The sequence below is a fragment of the Clostridium sp. C8 genome, from assembly GCF_001010885.1.
Taxonomy (GTDB): Bacteria; Bacillota; Clostridia; order Clostridiales; family Clostridiaceae; genus Clostridium; species Clostridium sartagoforme.
Genome location: NZ_LBMX01000049.1, coordinates 18,600 through 39,380 on the forward strand (window position 1 = coordinate 18,600; position 20,781 = coordinate 39,380).

Sequence of the window (20,781 nt, forward strand, 5' to 3'; positions counted from 1 at the left end):
TATATGAGATTTTAAGATAAGTATTGTTCAAGTAGAAATTAAAAAATATAAATTTTCAGGTAAAAATAAGGATAGGTATATAATTATCCTTATTTTTATTTATTTAGAATAACAAGTTAAATATTTACTGACATGATTATGAAATAATTTTTACTGTGAAATTTAATACTTTCTTGACAATAAATTATATAAGTGTTATTCTAATGAAAAAAGATAACCTTTAAATTAATCCAGAGAGATTAACAAGGAAGAAATTGTAAAAGTGAAAATACTTTTATGTAGGCTTATTATACCTTCCTTGAAATTAAGGAAGGTTTTTTTGTGCAAATTATAATATATAATTAAATTAATATACCTTTAAATTTAACACAGAGATGTTAACAAGGAGTGATGTAAATGAATATAAAAAGCAAACATTTAATCGACCCAATGGATTTTTCAAAAGACGAACTGCAAGAAATTTTTAAGCTAGCACATCAAATAATAGCAAATCCAAGAGAATATTCTCATATCTGTGATGGAAAAATTTTAGCCACGTTATTTTATGAACCAAGTACAAGAACTAGATTTAGTTTCGAAGCTGCCATGATGAGACTTGGGGGTAAAATTTTGGGATTTTCAGAACCAAATTCAAGTTCTACTGCAAAAGGAGAAACTTTAGCAGATACTATAACAATGGTATCTATATATTCTGACATAATAGCTATGAGACATCCCATGGAGGGTTCTGCTAAACTTGCAAGTATGTACTCAGAGGTGCCTGTAATAAATGCAGGAGATGGAGGACATCAGCATCCAACTCAAACATTAACAGATCTTTTAACTATAGAATCTTTAAAAGATGGATTAACAAATCATACCGTAGGAATTTGTGGGGACTTAAAAAATGGAAGAACAGTACACTCACTTATAAAAGCTATGTCAAGATATGAAGGCACTAAATTTATCTTAATTTCACCAAAAGAATTATCAATACCAATTTATATAAGAGAAGAAATATTGGCAAAAAATAATATAGAGTTTAAAGAAGTTGAAAAACTAGAAGATATAATAGACGAACTAGATATCTTATATATGACAAGAATTCAAAAAGAAAGATTTTTTAATGAAGAGGAATATATAAGGCTTAAAGATAGTTATATTTTAGATGTCGAGAAAATGGAATTAGCAAAAAGGGATATGATAGTTATGCACCCATTACCAAGAGTAAATGAAATCTCTATAGAAGTAGATAAAGATGAGAGAGCTTGTTATTTTAAGCAAGCAGAATATGGAATGTACGTAAGAATGGCATTAATTGCAAAACTTTTGGGGGTGGCTTAGATGTTAGAAATAACAAGTATTAAAAATGGACTAGTAATAGACCATATAAAAGTTGGAATGGGAATAAAAATATTTAACTATTTAAATCTTGATAAAGTTAATAGTCAAGTTGCTTTAATAATGAATGTTGAAAGTGATAAGATTGGAAAAAAAGATATAATTAAAATAGAAAATTCCTCAGAAGTAAATTATACAATTTTAGGATTACTTTCACCGAATCTTACTATAAATGAGGTAAGGTTTGGTGAAATAGTTAGAAAAATAAAGCCAAAGTTACCTAAAAAGGTTATAGATGTTCTGATTTGCAGTAATCCAAGGTGTATTACAGAAGTAGAACAATATGTTCCACATACATTTAATTTGATAGATGAAGATAAAGGAACATATAAGTGCGATTATTGCGATCACATAACAAGTCTATCTGATTTATAGATTTAAATATAATTTATGAGGTGAAATTATGAATTTGCTAATAAAAAACGCTAGAATAGTAGATTACTCACAGGATTTTATTGGGGATATTTATATAGAGAATGGAAAAATAAAAGAAGTAGGATTAGATATTAATATAGAAGCGGTAGATCTTATAGATGCTAAGGGACTTACTCTAATGCCTTCATTTATAGATACTCATGCACACTTTAGAGAGCCTGGACTTACTTACAAAGAAGATATAGAAAGCGGCTCTAAAGCAGCATTAAGAGGGGGATATACTGGAGTATGTTTGATGGCGAACACTAAGCCAATATGCTCTAGTAAAGAAATTTTAGAAGAGGTTAGAAATAGAGAAGAAGAATTAAATTTAATAGATTTACACCAATGTATATCTGTTACAAAAGGTTTTAATGGCAAAGATATAAGTCATTTAGATGATTTTAGTAATGATAATAAAGTTAAAGCAATATCTGACGATGGTGTTGGAGTTATGGATTCAGACGTAATGTATAAAGCTATGTTAAAGGCAAAAGAATATGACTGGATAATAATGTCTCATGCAGAAGATCATAAATTTTCACATATAGATATGAGAATAGCTGAAAATATAATGACTTTAAGAGATATATATTTAGCAAAAGAAACTGGAGCAAGACTTCATATGTGTCATGTTAGTACAAAAGAAGCGGTAGGATATATTAGAGAAGCAAAGAAGCAATTTAATAATATAACTTGTGAAGTTACGCCACATCATATATATTTAACAAAAGATATAAGCAATTATAGAGTAAATCCTCCTATAAGGGAAAAAGACGATGCATCTGAAATTATAAATGCTATAAAAGATGGAATTATAGATTGTATAGGTACAGATCATGCTCCTCATACAAAAGAAGATAAAGAAAAAGGAGCACCAGGAATAGTTGGAATTGAAACATCATTTTCTATATGTTATACAAGATTAGTTAAATCAGGAGCTATAACTTTAAATAAGTTAAGTGAAATTATGTCAAGAAATGGAGCGAATATTCTAGGAATGAATAAAGGCAGAATTACCCCAGGGGTTGAAGGTGATATAGTTTTATTAGATTTAGATAAGAATATAGTAGTAAATTCAAATGATTTTCATTCAAAAGGTAAAAATACTCCATTTGAAGGCATGGAGTTTTATGGAGAAGTTCAAATGACTATAAAAGAGGGACGAATTCTTTATAAGAAATAGGAGGATATTCATGGAAAGTTTAATAATAGATAAATTATTTAATAGAGTAAAAGAAAGAGGAGTAGTTTGTGTTGGATTAGACACAGCACTTGAATATATACCTAGCTATATTTTTGAAGGAAGATCGGAAGTAGAGGCATTAGTTGAGTTTAATAAAGCAATAATAGATGCAACTATAGATGTAGCAGCATGCTTTAAGGTTCAAATTGCTTATTATGAATCCTTAGGATTAAAGGGTATGATGGCTTATAAAGAAACTTTAGATTATTTAAGAGAGAAGGATGCAATTATAATTGCAGATATAAAAAGAGGAGATATAGCAGCAACAGCTAAGCAATATGCAAAAGCACACTTTGAAGGAGATTTTGAAGCAGATTTTATAACTCTTAGCCCATATATGGGAATGGATAGTATAGAACCATATATGCCATATATAGAAAAAGGAAATAAGGGGATTTTCTCATTAGTTAGGACTTCTAATCCAGGAGCAGAAGATATAGAAATGCTAAAGACTATAGATTCAAGAGATGTATACAAGGTTGTTGGAGATAAAATTGCTGAGATTGGAAAAGAAGTAATAGGACAATGTGGATATTCAAGTATAGGTGGGGTTATAGGATGCACTCATGTTGAAGAAGGAATTGAAATAAGAAAAAGATTTAAAAATATGTTTTTCTTAATACCTGGTTATGGAGCTCAAGGTGGAAAGGCAGATGATGTGGCTTTATATTTAAATAGTGGAAATGGAGGCGTAGTAAACTCTTCAAGAGCTATACTTTTAGCATATAAAAACCAAGCGGATAGAGAAAAAGAATTTGCAATTTGTGCAAGAGAAGAAGTTATAAGGATGAGAGATGAAATAAAGGCAGCAGTAGAAAGTTTATAGGAGGAAAACTAATGAAGGTAACTTACACAAAATCAAGAGTTATATCAAATGAAAAAATAGTTGATGGAATATACAAAATGGTTGTAGAAGATAATAATGAAGTGAAGCCAGGACAATTCTACATGTTGAAATTAAATGGACAAACTTTACTTCCTAGACCTATAAGTGTATGTGAAAAAAATGAAGGAACTATAACTTTCTTATATGCAGCTGTTGGAAATGGTACAAGAGAATATACTAATTTAGAAAAGGGCGAATATATAAATCTTACTGGGCCATTAGGAAATGGATTTAATGTATATACAAACCTTGGTAAGGTTGCTTTGGTTTCTGGTGGCATAGGTACTGCACCAATGTTAGAGGTGGCTAAAAAAATTAAAGAGAATAACAACTCTTCTAAGCTAGATTTATATGCAGGTTTTAGAGAAGATATTTATTTAATAGATGAAATAAAGAGTTATGTAGATGAAGTATATATAAGTACAAATACTGGTAAACATGGACATAAAGGATTTGTAACTGATATTTTAAATGTAGAGGACTATGATACTGTACTTTGCTGTGGACCAGAAATAATGATGAAAAAGGTTATAGATATGTGTAAAGAAAAAGGTGTAAAAATATATGTGTCTATGGAAAAACATATGGCTTGTGGTGTTGGAGCATGTCTTGTCTGTACATGTAAAACCAAGGATGGAAATAAAAGGACATGTAAGGATGGTCCAGTATTCGATGGGAATTATGTTGAACTGTAAAATCAAAGGAGGAATTTTATAAATGTTGAAAGTAAATATAAATGGAGTAGAATTTAAAAATCCAGTAATAGCAGCATCAGGAACCTTTGGTTTTGGAGCAGAATATAATAATTTTTATGATGTAGGTATCTTGGGAGGAATATCATCAAAGGGATTAACTTTAAATCCTAAGGATGGTAATGAGGGAATAAGAGTATATGAAACTCCATCTGGAATGATGAATTCAGTTGGACTTCAAAATCCAGGAGTAGATAGATTTATAAATGAAGAACTTCCTAAAATGAAAAAACTTGGCACTAATATTATTGCAAATGTTGGTGGAGGATGTATAGAAGATTATGAGGAAGCTATTGAAAAATTAAAAGGTACAGATATAGATATGATAGAACTTAATATATCATGTCCTAATGTAAAATCAGGAGGAATGGCATTTGGCATAAAATCAAATGTAGCTTATGAAGTTGTTTCAAAGATTAAGAAGATTTCAGATAAACCACTTATGGTTAAGCTTTCACCTAATGCTGAAGATATAGTTAAAATGGCGATAAGCTGCGAGGAAGCTGGAGCAGATTCAATATCTTTAATAAATACATTAAAGGGATTTGCGATAGATCCATATAAAAGAAAGCCTATATTCAATAATATGTACGCAGGACTTTCGGGACCAGCTGTAAAGCCAATAGCATTAAGAATGGTACATGAAGTTTCTAAGGCTGTTAACATACCTGTAATAGGCTTAGGAGGAATTTCTACTGGAATAGATGCAATTGAATTCATGATGGTAGGAGCTTCCGCAATTCAAATAGGAACTATAAATTTTATAAATCCCATGGCTGGAAAAGAAATAATAGAGGAAATGAAAAAATTCTGCATAGAGCAAGGGATTAAAAATATAAAAGAAATAATAGGTTGTATATAGTAATGTATATAAGTAGGACAGTATATAGTTTTTAACATTCTATATACTGTCCTTAAAAATATGTATATTATTTTTTTGAAAATACTCCAATTATTATATTTATAATATCTTTTATAGTATCTAATTGATTAATAATTCCATCTTTCATAACGATGGCTTCTGCTGTAGTTTCAACAGCTACATCACTTATATCTTTAACATTTTCAGATATTCCATTTAAATTTTTAATAGTGTTATCTAAATTTGTTTTATTATCTTTAAGTGTAGTGTTTATATTATCAATAAGTACAATAATTTTTCTTAAGGCTAAAATTAAATAAATTAAAGCTATAACAGAAGCGATAACTATAATAGTCAATAGAAGAGTATTAAAATTTATAGTAATAGTCATATTATATACCCTCACTTAAAATTTATAATAATAGTTATATTAAATAATTATGCATTTGAATCCTCTTTAACTTCATTATCAGTTTCAGTTATAATTTTTTCTGTAAGTTCTTCTACAGAATCATTTGTTACAGCTTTTTTTGATTCAAGATATTTTGCAATCTTATTTTTAGCATCACTAAAATTATTTTTAGCATCTTCAGTAACATCTATAGCTTTTGTTTTAATTGTATTATTTAAATCGTTAGCAGTTTTCTTTAATGATTTTCTAGTATCTTTTCCTGATTTAGGTGCAAATAAAAGTCCACTAGCTAGTCCAGCGGCAACGCCAATAGTAGCGCCTAATGCAACATTTTTTGCAATTTTAGCTTTTTCTTTTTTAGCTTTTTCTTTTTTCTTTTGTTCTATTAAATTTGTCAAATTCATATTTTAACCCCCCTATTACGATACTTTTATATATAATGGATTATAAAGGAAAATACAAATAAATACAAGCTGTTAAAGTCGAAAATGCTTATAATAAAATAATAATATTAAAATATAACTAAATAAATAATAAAAAAACTTTATATTATACATTAAATAATGTAAAATGAATATTGATAACAATTAAGATTTTATTAAAATCATTGTATTAAAAAAATCTATTAGAAGATTTTTATTAATATAAGAATTTAGGGAGGATACAATGAGATTAAAAAAAATAAAAGTGATTTTTAGTGTAGTTATTATAATATTACTAGGGCTTATAGGTTATATAGTAAATGGTATACTAAATAAAGAAACAAAAGAGGTTATAGTAGCAAAAAAGTTTATAGAGAATTTATCAGATGAGAAGATAATAAATAATTCCGATTATTATAAAGAAGCAATTGAAGAAGAAGCTTTAAATAAATTAAATAGTAAGAGTTCGCAAATACAGTATTCTGTTATAGTAGGAAATTATGGAGTGGATATTGATAAAAATTACAATGTATTGGGATTTTCAAATAAAAACTTAGGAGCAAATACTAAATTAGCGGAGATATCAGAAGAAGAAGCTATTAGTTTAGCTACAAAATATATAAAAAAAATTACAGACGATGAATTTATGTTTAAAGAAATTAAATCAAGAGAAAAGGAAGACAGTCCATGTTATAATGTAGTATTTTATAAATGCAAAGATGGATATCCATATTATAAACAGGAAATAAATACTTCTATAAACAAGGTTACTGGTAAATTAGAATCATATTCTAACTATCCATTAGATAATATAAAACATATAAAAGATATTAATATAGATGAATATAAAGCAAAAAATATAGTTCAAAATTATTTTATTAATTTAAATTTAAAATCAGAAATATTGGACAAACCAATGATTGCCTTTGTATCAGTAAATGATAATGAAATGGCATTATCATTTGTATATAACGTTAAAACAATAGATGATAAGAATAAGGAAGAAAAATATATAATATATATTAGAGCAGATTTAGGAGAGGTTATAAATTATAATTTAGAGTCTAGCACAAATAGCTAAAATAAAAAAAGAGATTTGAATTTTAATCAAATCTCTTTTTTGTTAGTTAATATCACTAATCATTATTAGGATCTGGAACTTCAGGAGTTTCATTATTGCTTTCAGAATCCTTTAGTTGAATGGTAATTGTATCTCCCTTTTTAGCTTTATCAGAAGATAAACTTTTAATTATTCTAGTTTTTGCATTATTATTAGATATCTTAATATTTACACCTTTAGATTTTAATATTTCTATAGCCATATCAACATTGCTTCCAACAGAAATCCCTAAATCAGATAAATTAAATTCTTCATCCTTTGGCACATATTTAGTATCATCTTTTTCTGTTGGAAGAACATATTTAAAATCAGCTGCTCCTGAAGAAGGATTTTCTTTCTTTATAAATACTCTTTCTTCAATTAAGTCCTTTGGAGTATTTTCAGTTGCTAATTTATTATTGTTTTTATTAACTTTAGCTGTTACATGTACATCGCAAACTCCTGTAGGCTCTGTACCAGCTATAAACATTTCAGTATAAACTCTTGAGCCTCTAGGATCCTTAGCACAAAGGTCTGTTGCTCTTTTTCCAGAATCTTTACATATAGCAACGGTAGTAATACCACCTGGGTTTCCATCAAATTCCTTATATTCTAAGTTTGCATGAATTGGAGCCATCATAGCACCCCATAATGAAGCAGCAGATGAACTATAACTTGCGCCACCCATAGCAGAACGGTTATCATATCCAATCCAAACAGCTCCTGAATAATAAGGAGTTAACCCAGCAAATAAAAAGTCTGTAACAAGACTAGTTGTTCCTGTTTTACCTATTACAGGCATATTAGGAAGCTTTGCCAAAGCACCATCAAAGGTTAAAGGACCCTTTAATAAATCCCTCATTATATATGCAGTTTGAGGAGAAAATACTTGTGTTTGCTTAGGTTTAGATTCTAATATAATTTTACCAGTTGCATCAGCAACTTTAGTATATAAAATAGGTTTAGTATATAAACCATTATTTCCAAAGCTTCCAAAAGCGGAAGCTAGTATATATGGATTACCACCATCTACAGAACCGTCGTCATCAACACCTGTAAATTCACCTAATGCTACGGTAGCTATGAATTTTGATTTTTCGCCATAAACCAATCCCAGTTTTTCACCATAAGCCAATCCAGTTTCAACTCCAAGTTTGTCTTCGACTAGAACTGTTGGTACATTTTTAGATAATGCAAGTGATTGTCTTGCTGTAATTAATCCATCTGAAACCTTGTTCCAGTTTGCTGGATTATATCCACCATATTTACTTTGAATAGATGATGGAAGACCTGCATCATCTAGCACTGTACCAGCTGTAATAGCCTTAGTATCAATAGCAGGGCCATAAACTGTTAAAGGTTTAGTAGTTGATCCAACAGATCTTAAAGCATAATAAGCTCTATTTGTAGATCTTGCAGGCTGTTCACCTCTTCCACCAACCATTGCTTTAACTTGGCCAGTTTTATAATCAATAATTACAGCAGCAGCTTGAAGTGCTGGAGTTCCATTTTCATCAGTAACTTCTGGGTTAGCGTAAATATCAAGTTGTTGTATACTATTTCTATCATTTAAAACGGCTTGGGTAGAATCTTGAATTGTTCTATCCATAGTAGTATAAATTTTAAGTCCGCCAGTAGCAAATAATCTATCAACTTCCTCATCAGTATATTTATACACTTCTTTTAGATCTTCTCGCACTTGATCTAAAGCTGGATATACAAACCATTCATAATTAATTTTATAGTCAATTACTGTTTGAGAAAATACAAATTGATTAGCATCTACAAAAGCATATGCTTCATCGTATTCTGATTGAGTTATATATCCTAAATCTCTCATTTTCATAAGAACAGTTTTTGTTCTATCTAAATATATTGTAGGATCTTCTTTATTTTCAGGATCATAAGGACTATAAGCACTTGGTGCTTGAGTTAAACCAGCAATAAATGCAGATTCAGGTAAAGTTAAATCTTTAGCACTTTTTTCAAAGAAATATTTTGAAGCAGCCTCTACTCCATAAATTTTACCACCTAAAGGAATAGTGTTTAAATATGCTTCTAATATTTGGTCTTTAGTAAGTTTATTTTCAAGTGTTAATGAAAGATAAATTTCTCTTATTTTTCTTTCAATCTTAACATCGTTTGTTAATAATGTATTTTTTATTAATTGTTGAGTAAGAGTAGATCCACCTTGTACGTTTCCACTTCCTGTAAAGAAGTATTTTGCAGATCTTAGAGCTGAACCTAAAGTTCTTTTTATATCTACGCCAGGATGTTTATAAAAACGTTCATCTTCAATTGAAATGTAAGCATCTTTTAAGTATTTGGACATTTCATCTAACTTTACTTTATATCTCTCTTCTTTAGTTGGTAGATTATCAATATATTGACCTTCACTATCATAAATCATTGAAGGCTCATTTAAAGTCAGGACCGCATTTACGTCAAGAGGCTCAGTACTTTTAATTATTGCAAATACATAACCAAGTCCAACAACAAAGCAAAGAAGCCCTGCTATTAATATTCCAAGAAAAGTACCTTTCAAAATTTTCTTATATTTAGGTTGATTTTTTTTCTTTTTAGAATTTTTGCCGCTGTTTTTATTTTTCTTAACATTAGCTTGGCTTTTTTCTGTTCTAGAAGTATCTTTAGTAGCCATTTGTTCCTCCCTTGCAATTTAAAATTATTTAAAGTATAAAATAAATAATATAGAATATTATAGCATATTTATATAAAGAGTAAAATAATAACTCAAGAAGGTGTCTATGAAGTATTATACAAAAAAACCTAAAATGCGATTTCAAATTAAACATCCTAAACTTATATTGGGTATTATTGCCATTTGTGTCTTATTTAATTCTATATTGTATTTTTTTGATAAAAATATTTTACCAGCTGTTTTAACTATAGGAGAAGAGCAGTTAAAAAGAGAAGCAACAGAGATTATAAATGAAACAGCTTTGGATATTTATTCAAATCAATTTGATTATTCTGACATGATAATTATAGAAAAAGATAATGATGGAAATATAACTATGCTAAGAGCCGATACTGTAAAATTAAATTATCTATCGTCAAAATTGATTTTAGCATCTAACGATAAATTTGGGAAATTACAAGAGATGGGGTTAGAAGTGCCCTTAGGATATATGACTAAAAATTTAGTTTTTTATAATTTGGGGCCTAAGATAAATATAAATATGAATCAAATAGGGAATATAACTAGTAGTTATGAATCTGTATTTGAAAGTGCAGGTATTAATCAAACAAGGCATAAAATATATTTGCATGTTAATATGAAAATGAAAATAGTTGTGCCTCTTAATAGCAAAGATGTAGAAATAGCATGTGAAATTCCAATAGCAGAAACAATAATAGTAGGAAAAATTCCAAATACAGCAATAGAACTTAATAAATAATTGAAAATGAAAGAATGAAAGAATTTATGTTATAATTCAGGCAAGCTGAATTAAGAAAATTTAATTAAAATAAAAAACTCCTAATTTTAGGAGTTTTTTATTGTATTTAGAAAACCCCGCGTTAGACGTGGGGTTCCGTATAGCTTATAGCTATGAGTATGACAAAAAAACTCCTTCTGATATAATAAAAATGCGGTCTGGCAACTGCACTTTAATATCAGAAGGAGGACATTCGAAATGAATGATGTACATAGTTTATCACATACAAAGTGGAACTGCAAATACCATATTGTATTTGCGCCGAAATATAGAAGGAAAGTATTTTATGAAGAAAAAAGATTAGAGGTAGGAGCAATACTTAGAAAATTATGTGAATGGAAAGGCGTAAATATAATAGAAGCTGAAGTTTGTGTAGATCATATTCATATGTTAGTAGAAATACCACCTAAAATGAGCGTATCAAGTTTTATGGGATATCTTAAAGGAAAAAGTAGTTTGATGATATTTGAAAAATGGGGGAATATGAAATATAAATATAGAAATAGAGAATTTTGGTGTAGGGGATATTATGTTGATACAGTAGGGAAAAATACTAAAAAAATAAAAGAGTATATAGCTAATCAATTGCAGGAAGATAAAGTATCAGAGCAGCTTACAATGGAATATTTAGACCCGTTTACGGGTAGCAAATAGAAGGAATGCGTGTGCCAGACCGAGGGTACGCCTTTAGGCGATGCTAGTAATAAAGGGCTAGGCCCGAAAATGCAAAACCACCAGCTAAGCTGGTGGATTTTTATTTAAATCTAATTGTTAATTTTAAATTGTCAATTGACTTAGTTCCAGTTAAATACATAAGGTACATTTCTGTAAAAACTTTCATAATCAAGACCATATCCAACTACAAATAAATCTTCTATTTCAAAGCAACAATAGTCTGGTCTTAAATCAACTTTTCTTCTAGAAGGCTTATCTAATAGCACACAAGTCTTAACAGATTTGGCTCCACGTTTTTTTACATAATCAACAACAAACTCCATTGTATATCCAGTATCTATAATATCATCTACTATTAATACATCCCATCCTTCTATATTGTCTGGAATATCATTTACAACCTTAACTTCACCAGTGCTTTCTTCACCATGACCATAACTTGAAGTAGTCATAAAACCAACTTTTGCTTTACAATCAATTGCTCTAAATATGTCAGCCCCAAAAACAAAACTTCCTCTAAGAAGTGGAAGAACATAAAGTTTCTTATCTTTATAATCTTCAGTAATAATTTTTCCAAGTTCTGCAACTCTAGTTTTTATTTGTTCTTCTGTAAAAAGTATGTTTCTTTTTTTGTCATTCATTAGTTTAATCCTCCTAAAATATCCTATATAACCTAATAACTTATATTATTATTTTAATATTACATATTATTTATATTTCTTGCAACTTATTTTTAAATACTTTAAGTACAGTTTTTAGTAAAGTATTTGATATAAGTATAATATAGCATGGATTATAATATTAGTATTATATTTACAATAAAGAATTATTAGTATAAAATTATATGCAAGTTGCCAATAGTAGATAGTGAGGTGGTATTATGATATTTGGAAATATAGATGGTATAAAGAAGTCTTATTTAGAAGAACTTGAAAGACTCTATAAAGTAAAGGTTTTAAAAGATGAGGTGTGTAGTGTAGAAATAATAGATATTATTTCTAGATTAACTTCTATTTTGGATAGGGAAATAAGCATAGCAGTAGATAGAAGAGGGAAAATAGTATCTATAGCAATAGGAGATTCAACTTCAGTTGAATTAGCTATGATTGGTATAAGGGAAAAAAGGTTATCTGGAGTTAGAGTTATACATACACATCCTAATGGATTTTCTAATTTGTCAGCTCTTGATTTGTCAGCTCTTTTAAAATTAAAACTTGATGCAATAATGGCAATAGGAGTTTATGATGGAAAAATAACAGATTATTCTTTAGCAATGCTTACAATAACAAATGATTTGTTAGATTATGAAGAGAAATTAAACTTATCAATTGAAGAAGTATTGTCAATTCACATATTAGATAAAATTCATTATGTTGAAGGATTAATTAAAGAAAAAGAAATAGTAGAAGATGAAGGTGAAAGAGCTATTTTAGTAGGATCTGATACCAAGGAAAGTTTAGAAGAACTTAAAGAACTTACTAAAGCTTGTGATATACCAGTATTAGAGTTAGTTTATCAAAGTAGAAGTAAAATTGACCCAGCCTTTTATATTGGAAAGGGAAAAGTATTAGAAATAGCTAGCTTAAGGCAAAGTAAACATGCAAACCTTATAATTTTTGATGATGAGCTTTCAGGTTCACAAGTAAGAAATCTAGAAGCGGCAATTGGTGCAAAGGTAATAGATAGAACTACTTTAATATTAGAAATCTTTGCAAGAAGAGCAAGAAGTAAGGAATCAAAAATTCAGGTTGAACTTGCACAGTTAAAATATAGAATGGGTAGACTTCAAGGCTTAGGAACAGTGCTTTCAAGAACTGGTGGGGGAATAGGAACAAGAGGACCAGGAGAAAAGAAGTTAGAAACCGATAGAAGACATATAAAGGAAACTATATATGATTTAAATGATGAGCTTAAAAAAATAAAGAAAACAAGAGAAGTTCAAAGAGAAAAAAGAACAAAAGAAAGTATTCCTAAGGTATCATTAGTAGGATATACAAATGCAGGTAAATCAACTCTTAGAAATAAATTGTGTGATGTTGCAGCTCAAAAAGAGGTTCAAGGAAAAGAAAAAGTTTTTGAAGCTGATATGTTATTTGCAACATTAGATATAACTACAAGATCTATAATATTAAAAAATAAAGGTGTAGTTACTATAACAGATACAGTAGGATTTGTAAGAAAGTTACCTCATGATTTAGTTGAAGCATTTAAATCAACACTAGAGGAAGTGATATACTCAGATCTTTTATGTCATATTGTTGATACCTCTTCAGATCATGCACTTGATCAAATAAAAGCTGTAGAGGAAGTTTTAGAAGAACTTGGAGCCAAAGATAAAGAAACTATATTAGTACTAAATAAAATAGATAAAGCTACAGATGAGCAAATAGAAGAAGTAAAAAAAATATGTTCAGAATATAAAATTATTGAAATATCAGCTAAAGAAGGAATTAATTTAGATAATCTTCTTGATTTAATAGAAGAAAAATTACCGTATAAAATGAAAAAATGCGAATATTTGATTCCTTACGATAGAAGTGATATGAATTCATATCTTCATAGGAATGGAAGAGTACTAAAAGAAGAATATAAGGATAATGGTACCTTTATGGTAGTAGAGGTAGAAGATGAAGTTTATAATAAATCAAAAGATTTTATAGTAAACATTATTGCCAAATAGTTAATTACTGCAATGAAGATTAGACTTTATTGCAGTAATTTTATATAATAAAATAAATTGTAATAATACAATATTAAGTTGAAGGGAGTAGGATAATGGCAAAATCAATTATAGATTACCAAAATGCTTATAAAGAAATTACAGATATTCTTATGAAAAATACTAATATATTAGCAATTTTTGTATTAGGAAGTATGGTTACTGGAGATCTGTGGGAAGAATCAGATATAGATTTATTTACAATATATAAAGATGATTTTGAACAGGTTAGAGATTTATATTCTGAAGTGATGAATATACCTGTTCATATAAAATTTTTAAGTAAAAAAGCTTTTAAAGAAGCTTATTATGAATGTGGTAAGAAAGATGTAATAAAAAATTCTTTAATATCATCTAAATTAATATATTCAATGGATCATGAAATATCAGAACTATATGAAAAAATAATATATAGTGTAAATTCAGATAAAGGAAGATGGAATCTAGTTTATTTAGGAAATTTGTTAAAAGAAATAGGGATATGCAAAAAATATTTAAGTACAGGCAGAGGATACACTGCATATGAACTTCTTATTAGGGCATTAGATAACTTTTCTAAGCTTTATCTTAGTATTAATGGATACACTGTAAGTAAAGATTCATTAAATATGGCATGTAATTTAAATGATGAATTAAATAAGAGAATAAAAAAATTATTCTACAACGAAATGAATGATGAGAATATAAAAAGCATTATAAGTTATATGGAAAGCTATTTAGATTACAATATAGAAAAAGCATCAAAAGAAATTCTAGAATTTATAAAAGAGGAAGATAAAGAATTAAGTGCATATGAGATTAAAAACAATGACTATTTTAAAAATTTTAATATTAAGACGGAAGAAATTTTAAAAGTATTATACAAGAATAATGTCTTAACAAAAAATAAAAGAGAATTTAGAGATCACAAAGAATGTCTACTAGCAACTGAAAATGTATATAGTTATAAACATTAGAAGAATTTGGAGGAATTATGAATAATATTTTTAAGATGTTCTTTGAGGAAGAAATTCCTAAATATATACAAATTTCAAATCATATAAAAAAACTAATAGATAATAAAAAAATAAATGATGGAGAAAAGCTACCTACAATAAGAGAGTTATCAAAAATTTTAGAGGTAAACAATGTAACTATAGTTAACGCATATAAAAAGTTAAAATCAGACGGATATGCTTTTCAAAAAGTAGGATCTGGAACTTATGCAAAAAGGAAAGATCTTATATCAGTATTCAATAGAGAATATTCTAAAACATTAAAAAGTATATTAACTGAAGATTTAGATAAAATCATTGATTTTACAGGAGAAACAAATACAGAGATGTATTTTCCAATAAAAGAATTTAAGAATGTAATTAATAAGGTTCTAGATAGGGATGGAGCAAATGCACTAATAATGAAAGAGCCTTTTGGATATGAAGAATTAAGAAGAACAATAAATAAGGAACTTTGGGGCGGTAAGTTAGATTTAGATAATATAATAATAGTTTCAGGGGCGCAGCAGGGAATAGATATAGCAGTTAAGGCAATAGTTAACATTAATGATAACGTAGTAGTAGAAAAACCTACCTATGGAGGAGCTATATCAGTTTTTAAATGGAGAAGAGCTAATATATTTGAATTAGAAATTAAAGAAGATGGAGTAGATTTAGAAGAATTTGAAGAAATATTAAAGAAAAATAAAATAAGTTGTTTTTATACAATGAGTTATTTCCATAATCCAACAGGTGTAAGCTATAGCTATGAAAAAAAGCTGAAATTATTAGCTTTAGCTAGAAAATATGATTTTTATATTATAGAAGATGATTATTTATCTGAACTTATATATGATGATGGAATAATTCATGAACCATTAAAAGAGCTTGATAAGTATGAAAGAGTAATTTATGTAAAAAGTTTTTCAAAGGTATTTTTACCAGGAATAAGACTTGGATATATGATTATACCAAATTCATTTATAGAGAGTATGCAAAATTCTAAGATAAACACAGATTTTGCAACTTCTAGTCTTATGCAAAGAGCTTTAGAATTATATATAAAAGAAGGTTTTTGGAAGGAACATATACAATATCAATGTAAAGAATACAAAACAAAATATGAGCTTATGAAAAACCTAATAGAAGAAAAGCTTTTTGATAAAGTCACATATTTAGATCCAAAGGGAGGACTTTATTTTTATATAAAATTAAAAAATAAAGAGGTAAAATCTAAAGAACTTTTTTATAAATTAAAAAAGAAAAATGTATATATTACACCTGGAATAATATTTTTTAGAGATTCCAAAAATGGAGATTATTTTTTTAGAATTAGTTTCTCACAAGTTAATAAAGAAAAGATAATAAAAGGTATCAATTTAATCAAGGAGGAACTTATATGAGTTATATTACTATAAGAAATTTCGGAGAAGATAGTTTTATAGAAAAAAAATCAGAGTTTATAGGATATGCCAAAAGATGTGAAAATGAAGAAGAAGCAAAAGAGTTTATAGCAGAAATTAAAAACAAGCATAAGCAAGCTACTCATAATTGTTTTGCTTATGCTATAGGAGAAAATATGGGGATTCAAAGATATAGCGATGACGGAGAACCACAGGGAACGGCAGGAATTCCTATATTAGAAGTGATGAAAAAAAGTAAAGTGACTGATTGTGCCATAGTAGTAACTAGGTATTATGGTGGTATATTATTAGGAGCCGGAGGGCTTACAAGAGCTTATACAAAAGGTGCTTCAATAGCACTAAAAGCAGGAAAAGTAGTTGAAAAGGTAGAAGGAGTAAGGTTGTTATTAAATATGGATTATGATATGTTGGGTAAAGTTCAATATAAGTGTAATGAAAATAATTGGCATATTGAAGAAGTTGAATATACAGATAAAGTTATAATTCATATATTATCAGAAATAAATAAAGTGGATGAAATGGAAAAAGAAATAACCGAAACCTCAAATGGTAAAGTTATAATAACTAAAATGGATGAAGGAATTTATTTTAAAGAAGAAAATAGATTATACAAATTAATTTAAGAATAAATCAACTTGTATAATTAATTAAATAATTTTATTACTAATTCATGGATAAATAAGAAAATTTGTCATAATAATATAAGTATGATATAATTCTAATGTTTATAAGTTATAAAAATTATTCGATAGATGTTGGGAGGAAAAAAACATGTCAGGACATTCAAAATGGCATAATATACAAAATAAAAAGGGAAAAGCAGATGCTAAAAGGGGAAAAATCTTTACAAAGTTAGGTAAAGAAATTATTATTGCAGTTAAAAATGGTGGCCCTGTACCCGACACTAATCCGAAATTAAGAGATGTAATAGCAAAAGCAAAAGCGGCTAATATGCCTAATGATACAATTACAAGATCAATTAAAAAAGCTTCAGGAGAACTTGCAGGTGTTAACTATGAAAAAATAGTTTATGAAGGTTATGGTCCATCTGGAGTTGCTGTAATAGTAGAAACTTTAACAGATAATAAAAATAGATCAGCAGGAAATGTAAGAAGTGCCTTTACAAAAGGCGGAGGAAACATGGGAGCAACGGGATGTGTTGGGTTTATGTTCCAAGAAAAAGGCGAAATAGTTATTGAAAGAGAAGATAAAGATGAAGATGAAATTATGATGCTAGCTTTAGATGCAGGAGCAGAAGATTTTTCAGCAGAAGAAGAAGTATTTATAATTACAACTACACCTGAGGATTTTGGAACTGTAAGGGAAGCCTTAGAATCAAATGGATTAGAATTTTTAGAAGCGACAGTTAAGATGATACCAGACACATATACTGCAATTAATGAAGATGATGCGAAAAAGTTCCAAAAGATGTTAGACTTACTTGATGACGATGATGATGTTCAAGAGGTTTACCACAATGCTGAATTCCCAGAAGGATGGGAAGAATAATACTGTTAAATGCAGTATTATTAAATAAGTTTTGTATTTACAATTATATAAATCAAAAGAGACTGTTTATTATCTGAAAAGATAATAAACAGTCTCTTTTTGATATAAGGAGATATCATATTATAAATTAATAATTTTATACAAACATAGTTTCTAGTTTTTTTAGAGAAATGTAGATTTTGCAACATTTTGTGAATATAAGCTAATTATTAAGGGGTAGTTTAAGTTAATTCAGCTTTTAAAAGATTATGCATAAGAATAATGAAATTGACATTAATTGCTTGTCTATATATAATTAACCGTAAAATCTTAGGAAGTTTTAAAATATAATTTATAAAAATGTACAAGATATTATAGAAGATTTTAATATAGAATTAATATTAAAATCTTTTGGAAATATTATCATAAATTATTAAATATATTAAGTTTCCAGATATTAATCATAAAGGAGTGAGCTTTGTATGAAATTAATAGAAAAGATTAAGCCTGGAAGAATTATTGTTTTAGGATTTTTAATAGTAATTATATTAGGAGCATTATTACTTAAACTCCCTATATCAATAAATGAAGGAGTCGATGTATCTTTCGTAGATGCATTATTTACATCAACTAGCGCTGTATGCGTAACAGGATTGATCGCTATAGATACCGCAGATACTTTTACTGTATTTGGAAGATCAATTGTTGCCTTACTAATTCAAGTAGGAGGATTAGGAGTAACATCTGTTGGTGTTGGTTTTATATTACTTTTAGGTAAAAGAATAGGAATAAAAGAAAGAACACTTATAAAAGAATCCATGAACTTAGATACAATGAAAGGATTAGTAAGATTAGTAAAAGCAGTTTTAGCAGTAACTTTAACCTTTGAATTTATAGGAGTAATTTTAAGTTATATTGTATTTTCACAAGATTATAAGCCTTTAGATGCTTTAGGAATAAGCATATTCCATTCCATAGCAGCATTTAATAATTCAGGATTTGATATACTTGGAGGATTTCAAAATTTAATACAATATAAAAATGATGTATTATTAAATTTAACTACATGTGGATTAATTATATTTGGAGGATTAGGATTTTTAGTAATTAAAGAAATTTTAGTAAAGAAATCCTTTAAGAAATTTAGCCTACATACAAAGATAGTTCTTACAATGACAACTTTATTATTAATAGTAGGTACAGTTTTGCTAAAATTAACAGAGGATATTTCTTGGCTTGGGGCATTCTTTTTTAGCACATCCGCAAGAACTGCAGGATTTAGTACTTATTCATTAAGTAACTTTACAAATTCAGGATTATTTGTATTAGTTATTTTAATGTTTATTGGTGCGTCTCCAGGATCTACTGGAGGAGGTATTAAAACTACCACTTTATTTACTTTATATAAAAGTATTTATAGCACATCAACAAATAAGCATTGTAGTGCATTTAAGAGAACAATACCTACAAGTGTAGTTTTTAAAGCATTTAATTTAACTATATTAGCCTTACTTGTAGTATGTATGGGAACTTTCGTTATAAGTATAATAGAACCTAATTATACTTTTATGCAATTATTATTTGAAGTAACAAGTGCTTTTGGTACAGTGGGATTATCAACTGGAATAACACCAGATCTTAATGATTTAAGTAAAATAATTATTTCACTAATTATGTTTATAGGAAGATTAGGACCTATGACTATAGCTACAATTTGGTCTTTTAAGGAAGCATCAAGTGCTTATTATTCAGAAGAAACAGTTATAATAGGATAAGGAGAGATAAATATGTTTAGTTATAAATCTGCAATAGAATTTGGAATAATAGGAATTGGAAGATTTGGTTTTGCATTAGCAAGAACACTTATAGAAGCTGGAAAAGAAGTAATAGTAATAGATAATGATGAAAATAAAATAAAACAAATTAGACACCTAACAGAAAATGCTTTTGTAGTTAATAATTTATATAAGGAAACTTTAGAGGAAACCGGTATACAAAATTGTGAAACAGTATTCGTATGTATAGGTGAGAAAATAGATGTTAGCATATTGACTACATTAAATGTAATTAATATGGGAGTAAAAAGAGTTATATCTAAAGCAACTACTTATGAACAAGGTTGTGTTTTAAGAAAAATAGGTGCAGAGGTTGTGTACCCTGAAAATGATATGGCAATAAGAATTGCAAATAGATTGCTAAATGAAGAAGCATTAGAGTTTATTGAGCTAAACAATGATATTCATATAGAAGAGTTAAAAGTTACTTCTAAAATAGATGGGAAGTCTATTTTAAAATCGAATATAAGAAATAATTTCAGTTTAAATATTATAGCTTTAGAAAGGAATGAAGAAACTATAATAGAATTAGATCCAGAATATATATTAAGAGAAAATGATTTAATAGTAGTTATAGGAAAAAGGAGTAATATTAGAAATTTAGAAGAATACTTAAATGTAAAATAAAAAGGACTATTCATATAGTCCTTTTTCATCAAAAAAAAGAGTGATTTGCCATTTTCACTCTTCACACATATGTGTATCTATTTTTCACTCCGCTTGGAAGCTAATAAA

General features: G+C 28.1%; 20 protein-coding genes. 16 read left to right on the forward strand and 4 right to left on the reverse strand.

From position 1 onward, the window contains the following. Nucleotides 1-396 precede the first annotated feature (396 nt). Genes pyrB through AAT22_RS07745 form a run of 6 tightly spaced genes read left to right on the forward strand, consistent with a single transcriptional unit; the run spans nucleotide 397 to nucleotide 5,540 of the window. Complete coding sequence (gene pyrB, locus AAT22_RS07720) at nucleotides 397-1,323, forward strand: aspartate carbamoyltransferase (RefSeq protein WP_047000796.1); 927 nt, start codon at nucleotides 397-399, stop codon at nucleotides 1,321-1,323. After that, a complete protein-coding gene (locus AAT22_RS07725; RefSeq protein ID WP_016208450.1) occupies nucleotides 1,324-1,755 on the forward strand; it encodes an aspartate carbamoyltransferase regulatory subunit in 432 nt (143 codons plus the stop codon). 28 nt (nucleotides 1,756-1,783) lie between these two features. Continuing rightward, nucleotides 1,784-2,980, forward strand: coding sequence for a dihydroorotase (locus AAT22_RS07730; protein WP_047000797.1), 1,197 nt, complete (start codon nucleotides 1,784-1,786; stop codon nucleotides 2,978-2,980). A 10-nt stretch (nucleotides 2,981-2,990) separates the two neighbouring features. Further along, nucleotides 2,991-3,866: an orotidine-5'-phosphate decarboxylase gene (pyrF, locus tag AAT22_RS07735; RefSeq protein ID WP_047000798.1), complete on the forward strand. Its 876-nt coding sequence runs from the start codon at nucleotides 2,991-2,993 to the stop codon at nucleotides 3,864-3,866. A gap of 11 nt (nucleotides 3,867-3,877) precedes the next feature. Continuing rightward, nucleotides 3,878-4,621, forward strand: a complete 744-nt coding sequence (locus AAT22_RS07740) for a dihydroorotate dehydrogenase electron transfer subunit (protein WP_047000799.1) — start codon at nucleotides 3,878-3,880, stop codon at nucleotides 4,619-4,621. A 22-nt stretch (nucleotides 4,622-4,643) separates the two neighbouring features. After that, nucleotides 4,644-5,540: a dihydroorotate dehydrogenase gene (locus AAT22_RS07745; RefSeq protein WP_047000800.1), complete on the forward strand. Its 897-nt coding sequence runs from the start codon at nucleotides 4,644-4,646 to the stop codon at nucleotides 5,538-5,540. 67 nt (nucleotides 5,541-5,607) lie between these two features. On the opposite strand, the gene AAT22_RS07750 is transcribed toward AAT22_RS07745, so the two are convergent. Continuing rightward, complete coding sequence (locus AAT22_RS07750; RefSeq protein WP_016208445.1) at nucleotides 5,608-5,931, reverse strand: hypothetical protein; 324 nt, start codon at nucleotides 5,929-5,931, stop codon at nucleotides 5,608-5,610. Nucleotides 5,932-5,978: 47 nt separating this feature from the next. Beyond that, a complete protein-coding gene (locus AAT22_RS07755; RefSeq protein ID WP_047000801.1) occupies nucleotides 5,979-6,356 on the reverse strand; it encodes a YtxH domain-containing protein in 378 nt (125 codons plus the stop codon). Between the two features lie 262 nt (nucleotides 6,357-6,618). Here AAT22_RS07755 and AAT22_RS07760 point away from each other — a divergent pair, with 262 nt between their 5' ends. Then, the gene (locus AAT22_RS07760) at nucleotides 6,619-7,455 is read left to right on the forward strand and encodes a hypothetical protein (RefSeq protein WP_047000802.1); all 837 of its coding nucleotides are present in this window, start codon (nucleotides 6,619-6,621) and stop codon (nucleotides 7,453-7,455) included. A gap of 55 nt (nucleotides 7,456-7,510) precedes the next feature. On the opposite strand, the gene AAT22_RS07765 is transcribed toward AAT22_RS07760, so the two are convergent. After that, a complete protein-coding gene (locus tag AAT22_RS07765; protein ID WP_047000803.1) occupies nucleotides 7,511-10,132 on the reverse strand; it encodes a transglycosylase domain-containing protein in 2,622 nt (873 codons plus the stop codon). 106 nt (nucleotides 10,133-10,238) lie between these two features. Here AAT22_RS07765 and yunB point away from each other — a divergent pair, with 106 nt between their 5' ends. Beyond that, nucleotides 10,239-10,892: a sporulation protein YunB gene (gene yunB / locus AAT22_RS07770; protein ID WP_047000804.1), complete on the forward strand. Its 654-nt coding sequence runs from the start codon at nucleotides 10,239-10,241 to the stop codon at nucleotides 10,890-10,892. A gap of 237 nt (nucleotides 10,893-11,129) precedes the next feature. Further along, nucleotides 11,130-11,585 (forward strand): IS200/IS605 family transposase, encoded by a 456-nt coding sequence (tnpA, locus tag AAT22_RS07775; RefSeq protein ID WP_016207054.1) that lies wholly within the window; start codon nucleotides 11,130-11,132, stop codon nucleotides 11,583-11,585. A gap of 140 nt (nucleotides 11,586-11,725) precedes the next feature. Here tnpA and hpt read toward each other — a convergent pair whose 3' ends face one another. Beyond that, on the reverse strand, nucleotides 11,726-12,247 hold the full coding sequence (gene hpt / locus AAT22_RS07780) for a hypoxanthine phosphoribosyltransferase (RefSeq protein ID WP_047000805.1): 522 nt from the start codon (nucleotides 12,245-12,247) through the stop codon (nucleotides 11,726-11,728). Nucleotides 12,248-12,486: 239 nt separating this feature from the next. Here hpt and hflX point away from each other — a divergent pair, with 239 nt between their 5' ends. The 7 genes from hflX (at nucleotide 12,487) to AAT22_RS07815 (ending at nucleotide 20,673) form a co-directional block, all read left to right on the forward strand. Next, nucleotides 12,487-14,286: a GTPase HflX gene (gene hflX / locus AAT22_RS07785; protein WP_047000806.1), complete on the forward strand. Its 1,800-nt coding sequence runs from the start codon at nucleotides 12,487-12,489 to the stop codon at nucleotides 14,284-14,286. Between the two features lie 95 nt (nucleotides 14,287-14,381). Beyond that, nucleotides 14,382-15,281 (forward strand): nucleotidyltransferase domain-containing protein, encoded by a 900-nt coding sequence (locus tag AAT22_RS07790; protein ID WP_016208438.1) that lies wholly within the window; start codon nucleotides 14,382-14,384, stop codon nucleotides 15,279-15,281. Between the two features lie 17 nt (nucleotides 15,282-15,298). Then, nucleotides 15,299-16,702, forward strand: a complete 1,404-nt coding sequence (locus tag AAT22_RS07795) for a PLP-dependent aminotransferase family protein (RefSeq protein WP_047000807.1) — start codon at nucleotides 15,299-15,301, stop codon at nucleotides 16,700-16,702. Next, the gene (locus AAT22_RS07800; protein WP_047000808.1) at nucleotides 16,699-17,346 is read left to right on the forward strand and encodes a YigZ family protein; all 648 of its coding nucleotides are present in this window, start codon (nucleotides 16,699-16,701) and stop codon (nucleotides 17,344-17,346) included. The genes AAT22_RS07795 and AAT22_RS07800 overlap by 4 nt, the downstream gene beginning before the upstream one ends. Before the next feature lie 148 nt (nucleotides 17,347-17,494). Further along, a complete protein-coding gene (locus AAT22_RS07805; protein ID WP_016208436.1) occupies nucleotides 17,495-18,232 on the forward strand; it encodes a YebC/PmpR family DNA-binding transcriptional regulator in 738 nt (245 codons plus the stop codon). A 461-nt stretch (nucleotides 18,233-18,693) separates the two neighbouring features. Beyond that, nucleotides 18,694-19,986, forward strand: coding sequence for a potassium transporter TrkG (locus AAT22_RS07810; protein WP_047000809.1), 1,293 nt, complete (start codon nucleotides 18,694-18,696; stop codon nucleotides 19,984-19,986). A gap of 12 nt (nucleotides 19,987-19,998) precedes the next feature. Then, complete coding sequence (locus AAT22_RS07815; RefSeq protein WP_016208434.1) at nucleotides 19,999-20,673, forward strand: TrkA family potassium uptake protein; 675 nt, start codon at nucleotides 19,999-20,001, stop codon at nucleotides 20,671-20,673. The last annotated feature ends 108 nt before the right edge of the window (nucleotides 20,674-20,781 follow it).